The 17,110-nt window shown below is 37.0% G+C and carries 9 protein-coding genes; 4 read left to right on the top strand and 5 right to left on the bottom strand.

Annotated elements, in window-relative coordinates:
- The 4 genes from ACOOWA_RS04210 to ACOOWA_RS04195 all read left to right on the top strand — a co-directional run bounded on the left by ACOOWA_RS04210 (position 1) and on the right by ACOOWA_RS04195 (position 8,091).
- A complete protein-coding gene (locus tag ACOOWA_RS04210; RefSeq protein ID WP_421373413.1) occupies positions 1–3,609 on the top strand; it encodes a DUF4450 domain-containing protein in 3,609 nt (1,202 codons plus the stop codon).
- A gap of 344 nt (positions 3,610–3,953) precedes the next feature.
- Positions 3,954–6,089, top strand: a complete 2,136-nt coding sequence (locus tag ACOOWA_RS04205) for a hypothetical protein (protein WP_421373412.1) — start codon at positions 3,954–3,956, stop codon at positions 6,087–6,089.
- Between the two features lie 389 nt (positions 6,090–6,478).
- The gene (locus tag ACOOWA_RS04200) at positions 6,479–7,525 is read left to right on the top strand and encodes a GntR family transcriptional regulator (RefSeq protein WP_421373411.1); all 1,047 of its coding nucleotides are present in this window, start codon (positions 6,479–6,481) and stop codon (positions 7,523–7,525) included.
- Positions 7,526–7,647: 122 nt separating this feature from the next.
- Positions 7,648–8,091, top strand: coding sequence for a nuclear transport factor 2 family protein (locus tag ACOOWA_RS04195; RefSeq protein WP_421373410.1), 444 nt, complete (start codon positions 7,648–7,650; stop codon positions 8,089–8,091).
- A gap of 64 nt (positions 8,092–8,155) precedes the next feature.
- On the opposite strand, the gene ACOOWA_RS04190 is transcribed toward ACOOWA_RS04195, so the two are convergent.
- The 5 genes from ACOOWA_RS04190 to ACOOWA_RS04170 form a co-directional block, all read right to left on the bottom strand.
- Positions 8,156–9,307, bottom strand: coding sequence for an alpha-hydroxy acid oxidase (locus ACOOWA_RS04190; RefSeq protein ID WP_421373408.1), 1,152 nt, complete (start codon positions 9,305–9,307; stop codon positions 8,156–8,158).
- 121 nt (positions 9,308–9,428) lie between these two features.
- Positions 9,429–10,814 (bottom strand): FGGY-family carbohydrate kinase, encoded by a 1,386-nt coding sequence (locus tag ACOOWA_RS04185; RefSeq protein WP_421373407.1) that lies wholly within the window; start codon positions 10,812–10,814, stop codon positions 9,429–9,431.
- A gap of 343 nt (positions 10,815–11,157) precedes the next feature.
- On the bottom strand, positions 11,158–12,438 hold the full coding sequence (locus ACOOWA_RS04180) for a sugar isomerase (protein WP_421373406.1): 1,281 nt from the start codon (positions 12,436–12,438) through the stop codon (positions 11,158–11,160).
- 200 nt (positions 12,439–12,638) lie between these two features.
- The gene (locus tag ACOOWA_RS04175) at positions 12,639–14,741 is read right to left on the bottom strand and encodes a bifunctional aldolase/short-chain dehydrogenase (protein ID WP_421373404.1); all 2,103 of its coding nucleotides are present in this window, start codon (positions 14,739–14,741) and stop codon (positions 12,639–12,641) included.
- 270 nt (positions 14,742–15,011) lie between these two features.
- Entirely contained in the window at positions 15,012–17,096 is a 2,085-nt protein-coding gene (locus tag ACOOWA_RS04170) for a RagB/SusD family nutrient uptake outer membrane protein (RefSeq protein ID WP_421373403.1), read from the bottom strand.
- Positions 17,097–17,110 lie beyond the last annotated feature (14 nt).

Raw genomic sequence — 17,110 nt, 5'->3', positions numbered from 1 at the left:
ATGCAAAGAAAAACCATTTTCGCCGGACTTTTGGTTTTGTCGGCATTCTCACTCTCATATTCCCAGTCGAAACATTGGCAGAACAACGAGCGTGAGCTGCATTACAAAGAAGACAAAGGCGATTTTTTATTGGTCAACGGAAAATACCGTTTCAACCGTGCGTTGTACGGAGATAATCGTGCGTCGAGAGTTGAAGCTGGAGATTTGCCGGAATTCGCATTGTATCTTCCGGGAATGGGCGGAAATCTTCAATTCGTCATTCAAAAAGGAAATTCAATTAAGAAATTAATTCAGGCTGATAAAATTGAAACGCGTTATCGTCCAGGAACGATGCTATATGAAATCGAAGACCCGATTCTTGGAACGGGAAATTTAAAACTGACCGTTTTAGCTCAAGCGAAAGAAGAAGGTTTGGTTATAAAAATGGAAACTCTCAACATAGATTCATCAACAAAAATCTATGCGGTTTATGGCGGAGCAAGTGGAAACACCTTTAGCAGAAACGGTGACATCGGTGCAGACCCAGAATCAGGATTTTATTTATTACCAGAATATTGTTTGAATAATCAGTTTCACATTAATAAGAATCAATTTCAACTCAATTATTTAAATAAGAAAAAAGAAACTCAAATTGTCAGCGGAAGTTTTTCAAACGTTAATTCGTTGCAACAAACCGATGCTCAGACTTTAGAAAAATTGGCTGAGTTTACACAAAATAAAATAGATAAATCTCCGATCATTTACGCTTCTTATACTTCACAAAAAAATCCGATTTATATTCAAATTGCGAAAGGAAAATCAGCTAAAAACTTTTCAGATGAAGCATTGAAAAACATCTTTGATGAAGCTGAACAATCGCGTTTAACATTAGCTAACAGAATTCAGTTAAAAACGCCCGATGCAGATTTGAATAATTTCGGAGCTAATTTAGCAGTTGCTGCAGACGGAATTTGGGAAAGTCCGACTTTCCTACACGGCGCGGTTGCCTGGAGAATGCGGTTGAATGCTTGGCGTGGCGCTTACACAGCCGATGCCTTAAGTTGGCACGACAGAGCAAAAAAACATTTTGAAAGTTATGCGAATTCTCAGGTTTTAAAACCCGATTCTGCACCTGTAGAAATGGATACGATGCGTCATCTTGCCCGTCACGAGGAGAAAATGGGAACTTCTGTTTTTTCAAGCGGATATATTTCCAGAAACCCGAATGACAACACAAAACCACATCATTACGATATGAATCTGGTATTTTTTGACCAGCTATTTTCACATTTCAATTACACGGGAGACAAAGATTTTCTGAAAAAAATGTGGCCAGCAATGTTTCGTCATATGGATTGGGAAAAACGAAATTTCAAACGTGGCGATTTGTACGATGCTTATGCGGCGATTTGGGCGAGCGATGCGCTTCAATATTCGGGTGGAAAAGTGACGCATACTTCGGCATATAATTACAGAGCCAACCGTGAAATGGCTAAGCTGGCGAAAATCATCGGCGAAAATCCTCAACCTTACGAAAAAGAGGCTGATGCCATTTTAAAGGCAATGAAAAATGAACTTTGGATTAAAAACAAAGGCTATTTTTCTGAATTTAAAGATGCTTTAGGTAATCAAATTGTTCACGACAAACCGGGAATCTGGTCGATTTATCACGTTTCCGATGCGTTTATTCTGAATGAATTTGAGGATTATCAGAACTTACAGTACATCAACAATCACACACCAAAAATTCCGATTACGGTAAAAGGTGCGGATAATAAAGACTATTTTACTTTAGCAACGACCAATTGGCAACCATACGACTGGTCGATTAACAATGTTGCTTTGGCGGAAAATTTACAGACCGCTTTGGCGTATTGGCAAGCCGGAAGAAACGAAGATGCCTATCAACTTTGGAAAGGAAATTTGGTTGAAAGTATGTACTACGGAATCAGTCCGGGGAATTTTGAACAGCTTTCTCATTACGACGCGTTTCGAGGAGAATTGTATCGTGATTTTGCCGACCCGATTGGTGTGGCTTCAAGAACTTTGACGGAAGGACTTTTCGGAGTTTATCCAAATTTGCTTGAAAATAAAATCAGCATCAAACCTGGATTTCCGAAAGACTGGAATTCTGCCGAACTGAAACTTCCGGATTGGGATTACCAGTTTAAAAGAACTTCAAAGAAAACTGAATATTTATTCAGTTCAAAATATCAAAATGATGTTGTTTTGGAAATGCAGATTCCGGTAAATTATTCCAATATCAAATCGGTAAAAGTAAATGGTAAAAAAGTAGATTGGAAAGTGAAACCTAATTCTATTTTACAGCCAATTATTCAGTTTGAAACGCCAAAAGGAAAAGATTTTAAAATTGAAATCAATTATTCCGGAGAAGAATTAAAAAAAGAACAGACCGATTTCACTTATTATATTTCAGAAAATCTTCAGTTGAACTTTGATTCAAAAAAGAAAATAAAACAAATTTACGACCCACAAAACTTAATTAAAAATTCCCCTCCTTTGGAGGGGTGGATTCGACCAAAGGGAGAAGACGGGGTGGTTCATCCAAAGTTTGAATTAGTCCAGGAACAAAGAAAAGGAACATTTTTCGTTCAGGTTGAGCAAAACGGAACGAGTTGGTGGCAACCTGTGAATGTGGATATTCGTTTTCCTTTAGAAACAAAATGGATGAATAAGAAACTACAAATCCTGTCTAAATCATCCAATCAGATTAATGTAAAACTGAGCATTAATGATTTAAACAAAACTTTTTCGATTCAAAAAAATCAAAATACAACCATTGAAATTCCTTCAAATTATTTAAGTAAGGGAACTAATTCGATCCAACTTGAATACAACGGAATTAAACAAAATAGTGAAATCACCGATTGGAACATTGAAAATCAGGGTCAGTTCAATACTATTTCATTAGCTTTAAAATATAATGAAATAGTAACTGAAATTTTCAATCAGAAATACCTTTCGCCAAGATTGAAAGTTCCTACTCTGCAACTTCCGTGGCAGGGAATCGGGAATTGGTGTTATCCGTTGATTACTGCTCAAATTGACGATAGCGGATTGATGAACAAGAGAAAAAACAACAAAGTTGATTTCCTTGGAATTCCTTTCTTAATTGATAAAACGGATAAAAATATTGCATTTGCAAGTCAGTGGGACAATTATCCGGATTCAATTGAAATTCCTTTGAACGGAAAGGGAAAGAAAATTTATTTTCTGATGGCCGGTTCTACGAATCCGATGCAGTCGCAGATTGTGAATGGAACAATTACAGTTCAATATGTTGATGGTTCGACTTCAGAATTAGAGTTGAAAAATCCAACAAATTGGTGGCCGATTGAACAGGATTTGTTTGATGATAATTTTGCTTTTGAAATTCCTGATGATAAAATTCCAAATCGTGTTCAATTGAAAACTGGCGAATTGTATAAAGGTGGAACTTTAAATAAATATACGAGCATCAAAGGGTTTACAGACCGCCAGATTGATGGTGGCGCTGCAACGATTCTGGATTTGCCTATTGACCCGAACAAAGAATTAAAATCGGTAAAACTGACAGCTGTGAGCAATGATGTTGTAATTGGGATGATGAGTGTGACTGTTTTGAAATAGAAGTTAAAATCAATAGGGGCGGGCTTTAGCCCGTCTAAATATAATGAATTGCAAAAAGGCTTTAGCCAAAACTTAATTTAAATTTTGGCTAAAGCCAATGAATATTTACCAATACTAGAACGGGCTAAAGCCCATTCCTATTGATAACTATTCTAGAATGATTGTTGAAGTATTTTGATACAAAAGTAATCGCAGCCCGACTTGAACGGAAATCCTTTTGTAAGGAGGAACGACGAGCAAAAGATTGAGAGTGGAAGGCGGAAATGTCTGCCATAAAAAACAAATTGACATTCAACGTAATCAATAGCTGCCCAAAATGAAATATAACATTGAATAAATTTAAAATGAAAAAAATTGCAATATACCTAAGTCTTTTCTGCATCGGATTTTCATCCTTAAATGCTCAGAAAATCGACCGCAAAAAAGTCGTTCAGCGACACAATGTTGTGAACACTAAAGCAGATACTTTATCAACTTTAACCGTTGGAAACGGAAAATTTGCCTACACTGTGGATATTACCGGAATGCAGTCTTTTCCGGAATATTATAAAAATGGAGTTTCTTTGGGAACGCAATCTGAATGGGGTTGGAACAGCTTTCCGAATACTGAGAATTTCAAATTTGAGGAAACTTTAAAGCCGTATGATTTCAATAATGAAGGGCGGAAAGCGTTGTACAGTGTGCAAATCAAAGAACCGGAACGGAACAAAAAGGCAGTTGAATATTTCAGAGTCAACCAACATCGTTTGCAACTCGGAAACATTGGAATTGAACTGACTAAAAAAAACGGACAAAAAGCACAGGTTTCAGATATTCAAAATATCAATCAGAAAATTGATCTGTGGACAGGAATTATCACAAGTGAATTTTCTTTAGAAGGAACTCCTGTAAAAGTCTGGACGGCTTCTTTTCAAAATTCAGATAAAATCGGGGTGAAAATTGAGTCGGATTTGGTAAAACAGAAAAGATTAAAAGTTTTTGCTAAATATCCTTATCCGAGCGGACAGTTTTTGGATGAAGCAGCTTTTTACGGAAATGCTGATAAACATTCAACAAAAATCATTTCTTCAAATTCAACACAAGGATTGATTGAGCATAAATTGCAGACCGCCGATTATTTTACACAACTATATTTTACGGATGGAAAGTTAAGCGAATCCGGAAAGCATTATTTTGTTTTTGAACCTTCTTCAAAAAGCAAAAAACTGGAATTGACGGTTGAGTTTTCAGAGAAAAATCAAAAAACTTCGAAAAGCTTATTTTCTGATGCTGAAAAAGAAAGCACTTCAGGTTGGCAAAACTTCTGGGAAAGCGGTGCAGCGGTTGATTTTGAAGGAAGCACCGATAAAAGAGCCAATGAACTGGAGCGCAGAATTGTGTTGTCTGAATATTTAACGAAAGTTCAGTGTGGCGGAAGCAATCCGCCTCAGGAAACTGGATTGACATTCAATAGTTGGTACGGAAAACCACACACAGAAATGCATTGGTGGCACGGTGTTCATTACGCTTTGTGGGGACGACCGGAAATTATGGAAAAACAACTGGATTACTATTTCAGGTCGTTTGAAAAAGCAAAAAAGTTAGCCGAAAGACAAGGCTACAAAGGCGTTCGCTGGATTAAAATGTCGGATAATGATGGAAACGAAAGCCCTTCTTCCGTCGCTGCATTTTTGATTTGGGAACAGCCGCATCTGATTTATATGACTGAGCTTTTGTACCGCCATAATAAAGACAAAAAAGTTTTAGAAAAATATAAGGATTTAGTGTATGCAACGGCTGAATTTATGGCTGATTTTGCAGCTTATGATAAAGAAAAAAATCGCTATAACTTAGGAAAAGGGGTAATTCCTGCACAGGAAGTTTTCCCTGCAAAAGATACTTTTAACCCGACTTATGAAGTGGGTTATTGGGATTGGGCATTGAAAGTTGCTCAGCAATGGAAAGAAAGATTGGGCGAACCGAGAGATAAAAAATGGGATGATGTCATTAATAAATTGGCTCCGCTTCCGATTCAGGACGGTGTTTATCTATCGACAGAATCAGCGAAAGATTCTTTCACTTTTCCAAAATGGATGACCGATCACCCTTCTGTTTTAGGTGCATTAGGAATGGTTCCCGAATCTCCGAAACTGGATAAAAAAATCATGAAAAACACTTTGGACATCGTTTGGGAAAGATGGAATTGGAGTCACACATGGGGTTGGGATTTCCCGATGACCGCAATGAATGCCGCAAGATTAAATCTTCCGAATAAAGCTTTGGATGCGCTTTTTATGAATATTCAAACCAATACTTATCTGAAAAACGGTCACAATTATCAGGATGAACGTTTGAGAATTTACCTTCCCGGAAACGGTGGCGTTTTAACAACCGTTGCAATGATGCTTGAAGGTTGGGACGGTTCAGCAGGACAATATCCAGGTTTTCCGAAAGACGGAAGCTGGAAAATAAAAACAGAAGGTTTTGAAAAAATGCCTTAGAAAATTTAAACTAATCATATTTTAGTTAAGGTCTGTCAGAAATGGCGGGCTTTTTTTGTGTTGGAGAGTGAGAGAGTTAGTTGAAGCGGCTGAGAGGATGAAAGGTTGAGACCAATTATATTGGGTCAAAAATCTACTACAGTGTAATGTTTTCATAGTTTGGATGATTAATAATCCTTCTTTCGACATCAAAAACGGGAAAAAACAATTATCAAACTGTCTTTTTCAAAAATATGTAAACTTCAATATATCAAATAGTTAAAACCAATAAAAATATTAAACATGATGAATATCATTTATCATAAATTTTTGTAACTTGTCATTTCTCAGTATTAAAGATTTCATGTTTCAATTTCACGACTGAAAATTTATATCACTAAGCAAAGATCATGTCAGATACCCTAGAAATCCATATCAACGAAAACTCCAGAGTTCCGAAATATAAACAGATTGTAGACTCTATTCTCAACGGAATTGATGGCGGACAAATAAAAATCGGAGAAAAAATACCTTCTATCAACGAGCTCAGTGAATCCTGTTTTTTATCAAGAGACACGGTGGAAAAGGCTTACAAAGAACTACGAAAACGCCAGATTATCGAATCGGTGAAAGGCAAAGGGTATTACATTTCACGTTTTAATAAGAATGATATCATCAATATTTTCTTTTTAATTAACAAGCCGAGTACATACAAAATGATGATCTATAATTATTTCGTTAATGCAATCGGTACCAAAGGCAATGTGGAAATGTATATCTACCACTGTGACGAGACGCTTTTCATCAATTCTCTAAAGAAAAATCTGGGCGGTTTTGATTATTACGTAATTATGCCCCATTTCCGTGATGAGCATTCGAAACATACAAGTTCTACGCAGGAAGTTTTAGATATTATCGAACAGATTCCTAAGAATAAATTGTTGCTTCTTGATAATACAAAACCTAACATTTCGGGTGAATACGGTTCTATTTTTCAGGATTTTGAGCATGACATTTATAACGCTCTTGAGGAAGGTTTAGAGAAAATTAAAAAGTACGAAAAAATCATTCTGGTCTATCCCGACAAGTCGATTCATCCCTACCCTTTCCGTATCGTGCGCGGTTTCGAGAAATTCTGTAAAGATTTTAAACTCGACTACGAAATTCTTGACGAAATCTATCCCGACATGGAACTGCAGGACAAAGATATTTTCATCACCATCCGTGAGCGTGATCTGGTGAATCTGGTGAAGCAGATCCGTCAGAAAAACCTGAAATTAGGCGAAGACATCGGCATTATTTCCTACAACGAAACTCCATTGAAAGAACTTCTTGGGATCACTGTAATAACCACAGATTTCAAAGCAATGGGCGAATCTGCAGCCTACATGATTCTTAAAAATAAAAAAGAGGAAGTGAATAATGTTTTTAAGTTTATTCAGAGGGAATCTTTATAGAAAGCTGGATGATGGAAGATGGAAGTTTTTCTTCCGATAGAAATTTCCTTTTTATAAAAATCAGTGACCCTTATTTCTAGTTAAAAAGGGTATTCAAAACATACAATCAAACTTAATTTATAATGATTAAAAAAATCTTATTAGCTGTAAGTTTTCTTATGGTGATTGCATTTTCTGCACAGAAAAACAACGATATCAAATCTGTAACGGATGCGGCAGAAAAACTGAGATTAGCCATGATCAGCGGAGATAAATCCTCTTTGGAATCTTTGATCTTACCGGAACTAACTTACGGACATTCCGGAGGTCATATTGATGATGCTAAGGAATTTGTTGAGAAATTGGTCAGCAAAAAATCTGATTTTTTAACGATTGATATTACAAATCAAAACGTTCAGATTGTTGGAAATACTGCGATTGTCCGTCATCATTTTTACGCTACAACAGATGATTTAGGAAAAGCTCCTGGAGATGTGAGTTTGGATATTTTGTTGGTTTGGGTGAAAGCGAAAAAAGATTGGAAATTGCTGGCGAGACAGGCGGTGAAGGTGGAGAAGAAGAAATAGATATTCTAATGAAAAAAACGGGCTGAAGCCCGTCCCTATTGAATAATATATACTGTAAACAGATTTATTTCACCCTAAACCTCTGCAAATCCTCCGGCTTATCACAGCAAACCTGCTCCATCACCTGTTTGAACTGCATTTTCAGCATTTCAATTACATGATCTCCACCTTTTTCGCCTAGAGCTCCTACAGCGTACATAAAAGTTCTTCCCATAAAGGTAAATTCTGCGCCGCAACTTAAAGCCCGGGCAACATCCGGACCGGTTCTTACGCCACTGTCCATCATAATTTTAATCCGACCTTTGTATTTTTCACTAATATCTTTTACAACAGCGATGGTAGATTCTCCGGCATCCAATTGTCTTCCGCCGTGGTTAGAAATAATCATTCCGTCGAAACCTAAACGTACCGCTTCAGCGGCATCTTCGTCTGAAGCAACACCTTTGATGACTAATTTTCCTTTCCATTTATCACGAATGGCTTTTATTCTGTCGGAATTTAATCTTCCGGAAAAAGTGGAATTCATGAACTGCCCCAACTGTTTCACGTTCATATTTTTATCCATGTATTTTTCCATCGTTTTAAAACTTGGAATTCCGTGCTTCAACATTTCAAAACACCAATCTGGTCTTGCTAAAGCCTGGGTAACATTTCTTAAATTCAATTGTGGAGGCATTGCCAAACCGTTTCTGATTTCTTTGGCTCTGTATCCGAAAGTCGGAACATCAGATAAAACACAAAGTACATCGTAACCCGAAGCTTCACAACGGTCAAGAATATCGTCACGTAACCATTCTTCTCTTGGATGATAGAGTTGAAACCAAGCATTTCCTTCAGTTAATTCAGCGATTCTTTCGATACTGCTCGTCGTAACAGTACTTAAAATGAATGGAAGATTATGTTTAAAAGCTGCTTTTGCTAAAATCTCGGGAGCATTGGGCCACATCAAACCTTGTAAACCTACCGGAGAAATTCCAAAAGGTACAGAATAGGTTTTTCCGAATAATTCGGTTTCCATATGGGCTTCAGTAAAATTATTGTTCAAATATTGCGGACGAAGCAAAACGTCTCTTAACTCACTTGTATTTCGGTCGCGGTTGATATTTTCATTACAGCCGCCGTCCAAATATTCAAAAGCGAAACGGGGCATTTTTTTCTGTGCTCTTTCGATTAATAATTCGAGTGAAGCATATCTTGTATCAAATGGAAACGCCATAGATTTTGGGTGTTTGAGGTTGGGTGATGTCTGATGGTTGATAATTGACGATGCAAAATTAAGTAAATATCAATATTTTCGCTTAACTTCCAGCACCAATCGTCCAGCTTCCAGCAAATTTTTAATAATTCAGAATTAACGGTTGAAGCACTTTCATCTGATAATGCTGCTGTAAAAATGTTTCGTCTATTTTTTTGTTGGAGATCACCATTGATGCACCTAATGCAGAACCTAGCGGAGAATGCGTCGACATCACACTGTAATGGTGAAAATGGTGCGACATGAGTTTCATAAAAACATCATTATCCGTAAATCCTCCATCGATGTAAATGGTTTCAATACCTGAATTCCCAATGGCATTTTTGATGGTGTGAATCTGCAAATCCATCAGTTCAATCATTAATTGATGATAGGCTTCTTCGAAAGTTCTGAATGAATTCAAATCTGTCGCCGTAATCAATTTTCGTTTTAAAATAATCCCTTCGAAACGGAAATAGATGTTTTTATTTTTCATTAAACGCAGATACAAATCCTGATCAAAACGAACTTCACGATGGAAACCATATTCTTTCCCGTAATAATCGCAAAGTTTTTCAACCTGAATTTTGTATTCATTACCCATGAAAAAACGGGATGCTTTCACACGTTTTCCATCGATTCGCATATAATTCAGACAATTGTTTTCGATGTCTTCGTCTGTTAAACTTTCATCATTAAAAGGATTCAGAGAAATACTCCAGGTTCCTGTTGAAAGCAATAAGAAAGGCTCTTTTTTACTTAAAATATAAGGTAAGAGCGCTGAAGAGCTGTCGTGAATTCCGACACCGATTTTAATTTTTTTATTTCTGTAAGAAGTATTAATACTCGCAGAAGTTGGGACAATCGGAGGCAATAAAGCGTCAATTTCCTCTTCATAAACCCAATCGTGGTAATCAGCTTTGTCGTAATCCCAAAGATTGGTATGGCATCCGATTGACGTAAATTCCGAAACACAGATTCCGGTAAATAAATACGATAAATATTGTGGTAAATGTAAGCTGTAACGGATCTTTTTGAAAACTTCAGGATGCTTATACTTTAACCAAAATAATTGTAACCCTGAGTTCAGCATTCCTGCTTGTGGAGAAGCTGTTTCTCTTGCAATTTTTAATTTTCCGCCGTGTTTTTCATAGAATAAATCAAGAATATCCTGATCCATCGCTTTGGTGTAATTGTACAATGGCGTCAAAACATTTCCTTTCTGATCCAAATGCACAAAGCTCGCTCCGTACGTGGAAAAATTGATGGCTTTTACTTCATAATTTTCATCATCCAAAATGGCATTGAAATTATCTTTGATCCAATTTTGCAATGCAGGGAGATCTTCTGTAGGATAACCGTCTTCGTCAGTCGTGAGCGGCAATTCTGTATATTCCCGAACGACCTCTTTATAATTTTTATCAAATAAAAAGAATTTTTTATTGGTCTTTCCAATATCAAATACGATGGTTACCTTTTTTTTGGACATTCCTGTGATGAATTTTATTTAAACACAAATAGCGTAAATATTTTCACAAATTACTCTAATTTGTTTACTTATAATTTTTTAACATAAATTTCGCTAAGATTTTTGATTTGCACATTATTTTCAAATTCGCAAAATCATATTACTCGGCAAAAAATTAATATTTTAATCTAATTTTGAGTTTAGATGAGACTTCTCTTAAAAAATAAAATCATTAAGGAGTGTTCAGATCGTAAGAAAACTTATTATCCAAACACTTTTGCCTTAACGAAACTATATAAGGATACATATAATAATACTTTCGATTGCACCTGAAAGTAGAAATTATCAAATTAAAAACAGGCTTTTATAATCCTGTTGCTTTTACATTTAAGCCTCTTTCAGAGATCAGTTGTTCTCTTATTTTTAGGTTTCTGTACGTTGCGATTGGGTCTAAAGCTGCCCCAGTCTGTAATCTTGCTGCTCTTAATAACGGACGAACATCTGTTCTGTACGCATTTTGCAAAATATCCTGAGCCAAAACAACATCGTTATTTTGTTGCGCTTCTTTTAATGCTTTCTGATCTACCAAAAGTGCGGTTGCATAAGCAATTAAAATCGCTTCCAAAGACTGCAATAAGTCTTCTAAAGGGTCTTTGATGTTGTGACTTGCATCAATCATCCAGGCTGGATATGGATTGTTTGGATTATTTTCCATCCCATACACCAATTCATTGAAAATCAGGAACAAAGCATAAGGTTTGATTGATCCCACTGTTAAATCATCGTCTCCGTATTTGCTGTCGTTGAAGTGGAAACCACCTAATTTCCCTTTATACAACAAAGTTGCAACAATTTGCTCAATGTTTGAGTTTGGTAAATGGTGACCTAAATCTACCAAAGTGTAAGCTCTATCGCCACAAGCATTTGCCAACATGAATGATGTTCCCCAATCCTGGATTGTTGTTGAATAGAAATTCGGTTCGTATGGTTTGTACTCGATGAATAATTTCCAGTCTTCCGGCAAATCTGAGTAGATTTCTTTTAAACTCTGTTCAGTTTTTGCTAAAGCCGTCTGGAAATTTAATTGTCCCGGGAAACTTGCTCCGTCAGCTAACCAGACGGTTAAGCTTTTTGAGTCTAATTCTTTCCCGATTCTGATTACTTCTTTGTTGTGCTCAATGGCGTAAGCTCTTGCATCTTCATTCGCTGCGTTCAGAGAACCAAATTTATACGATTGTTTTGCGTTCGGCTGGTCTTGAAATGTATTTGAATTCATCGCATCGAAAATCAATCCGTGAGAGGTTGCTTTTTCTTTGATTGCTTTCACATCACTCGGAATATCCCAAGGAATATGAAGTGAGATAGCACCTGCAGAATGCGTTAAAGCGTGAATTAATCCTACATCATCTAATTTCTGTTCTAAAGAAGAGGGTTCGCCACCGTAAGAAAATCTTCCGAAACGGGTTCCTCCCGCTCCTAAAGCCCAACTTGGAATTGCCACCTGAAAGTCAGCAATTTTGTTGACAATATCTGAAACGTTGACTCCCGATTTTGTCAGTTTATCTGATAAATAAGCGTAGTCTGAATTGAAGTTTTCAATTTCGCTTTTATTGTTTTGTTCAATGATATCTTTTCCTATAATCATGATTTATTTTTAAATTTATTTTTACCACAAAAGTCACAAAATCTTTTTTGAAGATTTTTAAGTTTAATGTTTTCTGCATTAAAGTTCAAATAAGCCGTCACTTTTTAATTCAACAAATTTCGGTAATGCTTATCTGATCTTTTCACAAATCGAATAATATCTTTAAAACTTTTGTGCCTTTTGTGGTTAAATATTCAATTTTATCTTGGGAACGCATTGGCCATTCCGCCATCTACATTGATGATATTTCCCGTACTTTTATCTAAAATCGCAACACACGCAAACACTCCGTTGGCGATGTCTTCCGGAAGAATAATTTCGTTCAGAAGATTTCTTTTTGCGTAGAATGCAGGTAATTCTTCAACGGTGATTCCGTTTGCTTTTGCGCGACCTTCGGCCCAAGAACCTTCCCAGATTTTGCTTCCAACGATTACACCGTCAGGATTCACAGTATTCACACGGATTTTATCTGCTGCCAATTCTGCTGCCAATAATCTCGTCATATGCTGTTGCGCTGCTTTTGCAGTTCCATAAGCTACGTTATTCGGACCGGCAACAAGACCATTTTTACTTGCAATATTCACAATGTCACCACCTAAATTTTGCTTTTTCATGATTTCTGTTCCTGTTTTTGCGATCAAGAACTGACCTTTAACTAAAACATTTTCAAGCAAATTCCAATCTTTCAAAGTAGTATCTTCCAGAGATTTAGAAATAGCCAAACCTGCAGAATGAACTAAAATATCTACTCCACCGAAAGCTAATATCGTCTGTTTGAACGCTTCTGTAATGCTTTCTTCGATTGTAACATCACACTGAACGGTGATTGCCTGATCTTTGCTGTATTTTGCAGTAACAGATTCTGCAGCTTCCTTATTTAAGTCTGTGAAAACTACGACAGCACCTTCCTGAACCATTTTGTCTGCAATTGCCTGTCCGATTCCGCCTCCGGCTCCGGTTACGATGGCGATTTTTCTGGACAATGGCTTTTCTTTTGGCATTCTCTGAAGTTTTGCTTCTTCCAACAACCAATATTCGATGTCAAATGCTTCCTGTCTTGGTAATGATGTGTATTCAGAAATAGCTTCTGCACCACGCATTACGTTGATGGCGTTGACGTAAAACTCGTTGGCAACTCTAGTCGTTTGCTTATCTTTTGAGAAACTGAACATTCCCACTCCCGGATAAATGATGATTACCGGATTTGGATCACGCATTGCAGGACTGTTTGGGTGTTTGCACGTTTCGTAATATTCTTTATATTCGTTTCTGTACTGTTCAAAAAGTGGATTTAATTTTTCTAAAATAGCTTTAGAATCTGTTAAATCTTCATTTTTATCTAAAGTAAGAACCAAAGGCTGGATTTTCGTTCTCAGGAAGTGATCCGGACAAGACGTTCCCATTGGAGCCAGTCTTTCTAAATCATTACTGTTGATGAACTCTAAAACCACGTCGCTGTCTGTAAAATGACCGACCATTCTGTTTTCAGAAGAAGCCAGACCTCTAAGCAAAGGCATAATCTGAGCAGCTTTGTTTTTACGTTCGTCAGCAGGTAGAGATTCTACTTTCTGTCCGCCAAAAACCTGTCCGTTTTCTTCGATTTTTTTAGCGATGAATTCAGAAGCCATTTCGATAACTTCCAGACTGTTCATGTAAGATTCGTAAGAAGTGTCTCCCCAAGTGAATAAACCGTGGCTACCCAAAACGATTCCTCTGATTCCCGGATTGTTAGCTAAACATTTTTCTAATTGTAAACCTAAATCGAAACCAGGTCTTTGCCAAGGCACCCATCCCATTGTATCACCCCAAATTTCTTTGGTAACGGCTTCACTGTCTTTTGCTGCAGCAACGGCGATCAATGCATCCGGGTGAAGGTGATCGATATGTTTAAACGGAAGTAAACCATGAAGTGGCGTATCAATTGAAGGCGCTTTACTTTCTAAATCAAAAATACAGTGATCAAATAAACCCACCATTCTGTCTTCGTCTGCCAAACCTCCGTATACATTTTTCAGATTACGCAGTCTTTCTGTATACAAACCGGCAATTCCTTTTCTGGTTAAAGTTCCGATGTCTCCACCTGAACCTTTTACCCACATTACCTCAACTTCTTCATTTGTTAATGGATCTTTTTCAATGGTTTTGCAGCTCGTATTTCCACCACCATAATTGGTAATTCTAAGGTCTGCTCCTAATATGTTTGAACGGTATAAAAATAAAGCAACCTGATCATCCCCAAAAGATGCTGCTTTTTTTTCATCCCATAAATAATCTACGTATTTGAATGTTTTTACGTTTTCCATTTGTTTTCTTCTGTTTTTCTGAATTTCAACTCAAATTTAGATTGTTTTATTTGTTGCACTATCCCGCACTATACTGCTAAATGCTTTATTTAAAGATAATTTAACGTTTTATTATTATAAAAATAAAATCATCAATTAGTGAACTTATTGAGTTGTTATGATTAATATTTTGTGATTGAGTGTCATTTAAAATTTAAACATTAAGAAATCTAAAACGGATGACTCTAAAAACCATTATTCTTTAGAAATTCTTAACACTTAATATGAATGTTAATAACCAGGAAGCTGAGTCAGGTTCGGGTTATCAATCATCGGGTGACCTGCAGATTGCGCCGCAAATGGCAGTAATTCTGTTTTATTTGGAACAAATCCGTAGAAAAGACCGTCTCCACCGCCTTGAATCCAGTTTGGATAAGTTCCTCCGTTTTCCGCAGAGCCCGTTGGTTTTGTGTAAATGATATTTCCTATTTGTAATGTATTAACTGCACCTGTACTAAAACCTACAGTTCTTCTTGCGTTTGCATTAAAAGTACTTGTATATGCCTGAAACATATTCGCAGGATACCATAAATCTGTTGCTACAGTAGTTTGTCCATTCGCTGTTGCTACACCTCTCAAGGCAGTTTGATACGTTGCTATCGCAGCTGCAGTTCCATTTACAGGAATATTAGAAACCGTGGCAATTTGTGCAGGATCCGTAATATTAATATAAGTTACCGCCAAGAACGGATCACCATAGACCTGTGCGTTTTTATGGAATTTATATAAACGGATTGCAGGAATATTTGCATAAGCACCTGTTTTGTCTGATAAATTTTTCATCGCCTGTCTTGTAGCGTTGATTTCGCTTTCAAGCTTATTCATTCTGATTAAATCGGTACGAAGCATAAATTCGCCTCCAAATTCCCATTTACGTTCCTGAACTAAAGCCTGTTCGAAAGCAACCTGACCGCTTGGAATTGCCATTGAACCAATTCCTGCACGAGTTCTCACTTGTGATAAAGCAGATATAGCCTGAGCTGTAGGTCCTCCATTCAAATAATTTTGAGTTTCTGCATACATCAACAATACATCAGCATATCTGATTAAAGGAACATTTAGGTTTCTTGCATCTGCCGCCTGAGGTTCTACACACCATCCAATTCTGAATTTACCCTGCATAATACACGAAAATGTAGTTCCTACGTCTACATAAGTATCGCCAGCTGCACCCGCATTTAAGAAATAAATACTGTACGATGTACAAGTAACATCTCTTCTAGTGTCTCCAGCTGCAAAAGATAAATAGTACGTTGGAAGCATAAACTGTAGTGCTTTACGAGAACCATAAGTTCCACCACGAGTTCCCGGATGCGCATATACGCCGAAAGCTCCGTTGGTATTGGCACCGTATTGAGCGATTTGCCACATGATTTCGTTATTAACAGACGACAAATTTCTACGGCAGAAATTAAACCAGAGAGTTTCAAAACCACTTTTTCCTCCTGCAGCCTGCATTAGCGAGTGCCCTCCTCCATTAATAACAGCAGCAGCAGCATTATCTGCGATTTGATATAATTCTTGAACTCTAGCATTATCAGGACGGCGAGACATTGTTCCCGGAGTTGAAGTATTTAATGGCCAACGAAGAGAATATCCTGCTGCATACAAAGCAATTCTTGCCAATAAAGCATTAGCTGCAGGTCTTGTTAATCTTTCCGTTGTAGGAAAACCAGGTTGTCCTAAAGTTGGCATTGCGCTTATTGATTCCTGAAGATCTGCAATAATACGATCATAGATCACATCTCTTGAAGCACGTTTTGGATATAAAGTGCTCGGATCATTCGGATCAAGCTCTACAAGTGGAGACCAAACAGCAGGAACATCACCATATACTCTGATTAGATTGTAATAACAAAATGCACGAATTGCTTTCACTTCGCCCAGCAAGGCATCACGTTTTGCACTTGCAGGCATTTGTCCTAATCTGCTGATTGCAATATTCGTTCTTTCGATAGAAGCATACATTGCTGCATAAATTCCGGTAAGTGTATTTGGAGTATATGCGTCATACTGATAATTACAAATATTATATTTTGAATTATTGGTAGAACCGTCTTCACTAGAATGAGTTACGGTGTCACCTGCTCCCAACTGATAATACATTTCTGTAGGAACCAAGCTTCTGTAACATCCCTGAACAAACATATCTGCTGTAACAAGATCTGAAAATACAGATTCTGTATCTGCAGCATTATAAGCAGGCTGATCTAAAAAGTCATCATTACATGAGTTTATAGTCTGAGTTGCAATAATTAAAGACGGTATAATGATTAAACTTCTTAGAAGTTTTAATTTAGTATTAGATTTTTTCATGATTCAAAAATTTA

The organism is Chryseobacterium sp. GP-SGM7, from assembly GCF_049166575.1.
Taxonomy (GTDB): Bacteria; Bacteroidota; Bacteroidia; order Flavobacteriales; family Weeksellaceae; genus Chryseobacterium.
Note: the sequence above shows the minus strand (reverse complement) of the source record. Positions and strands in the feature narration are given on the sequence as shown.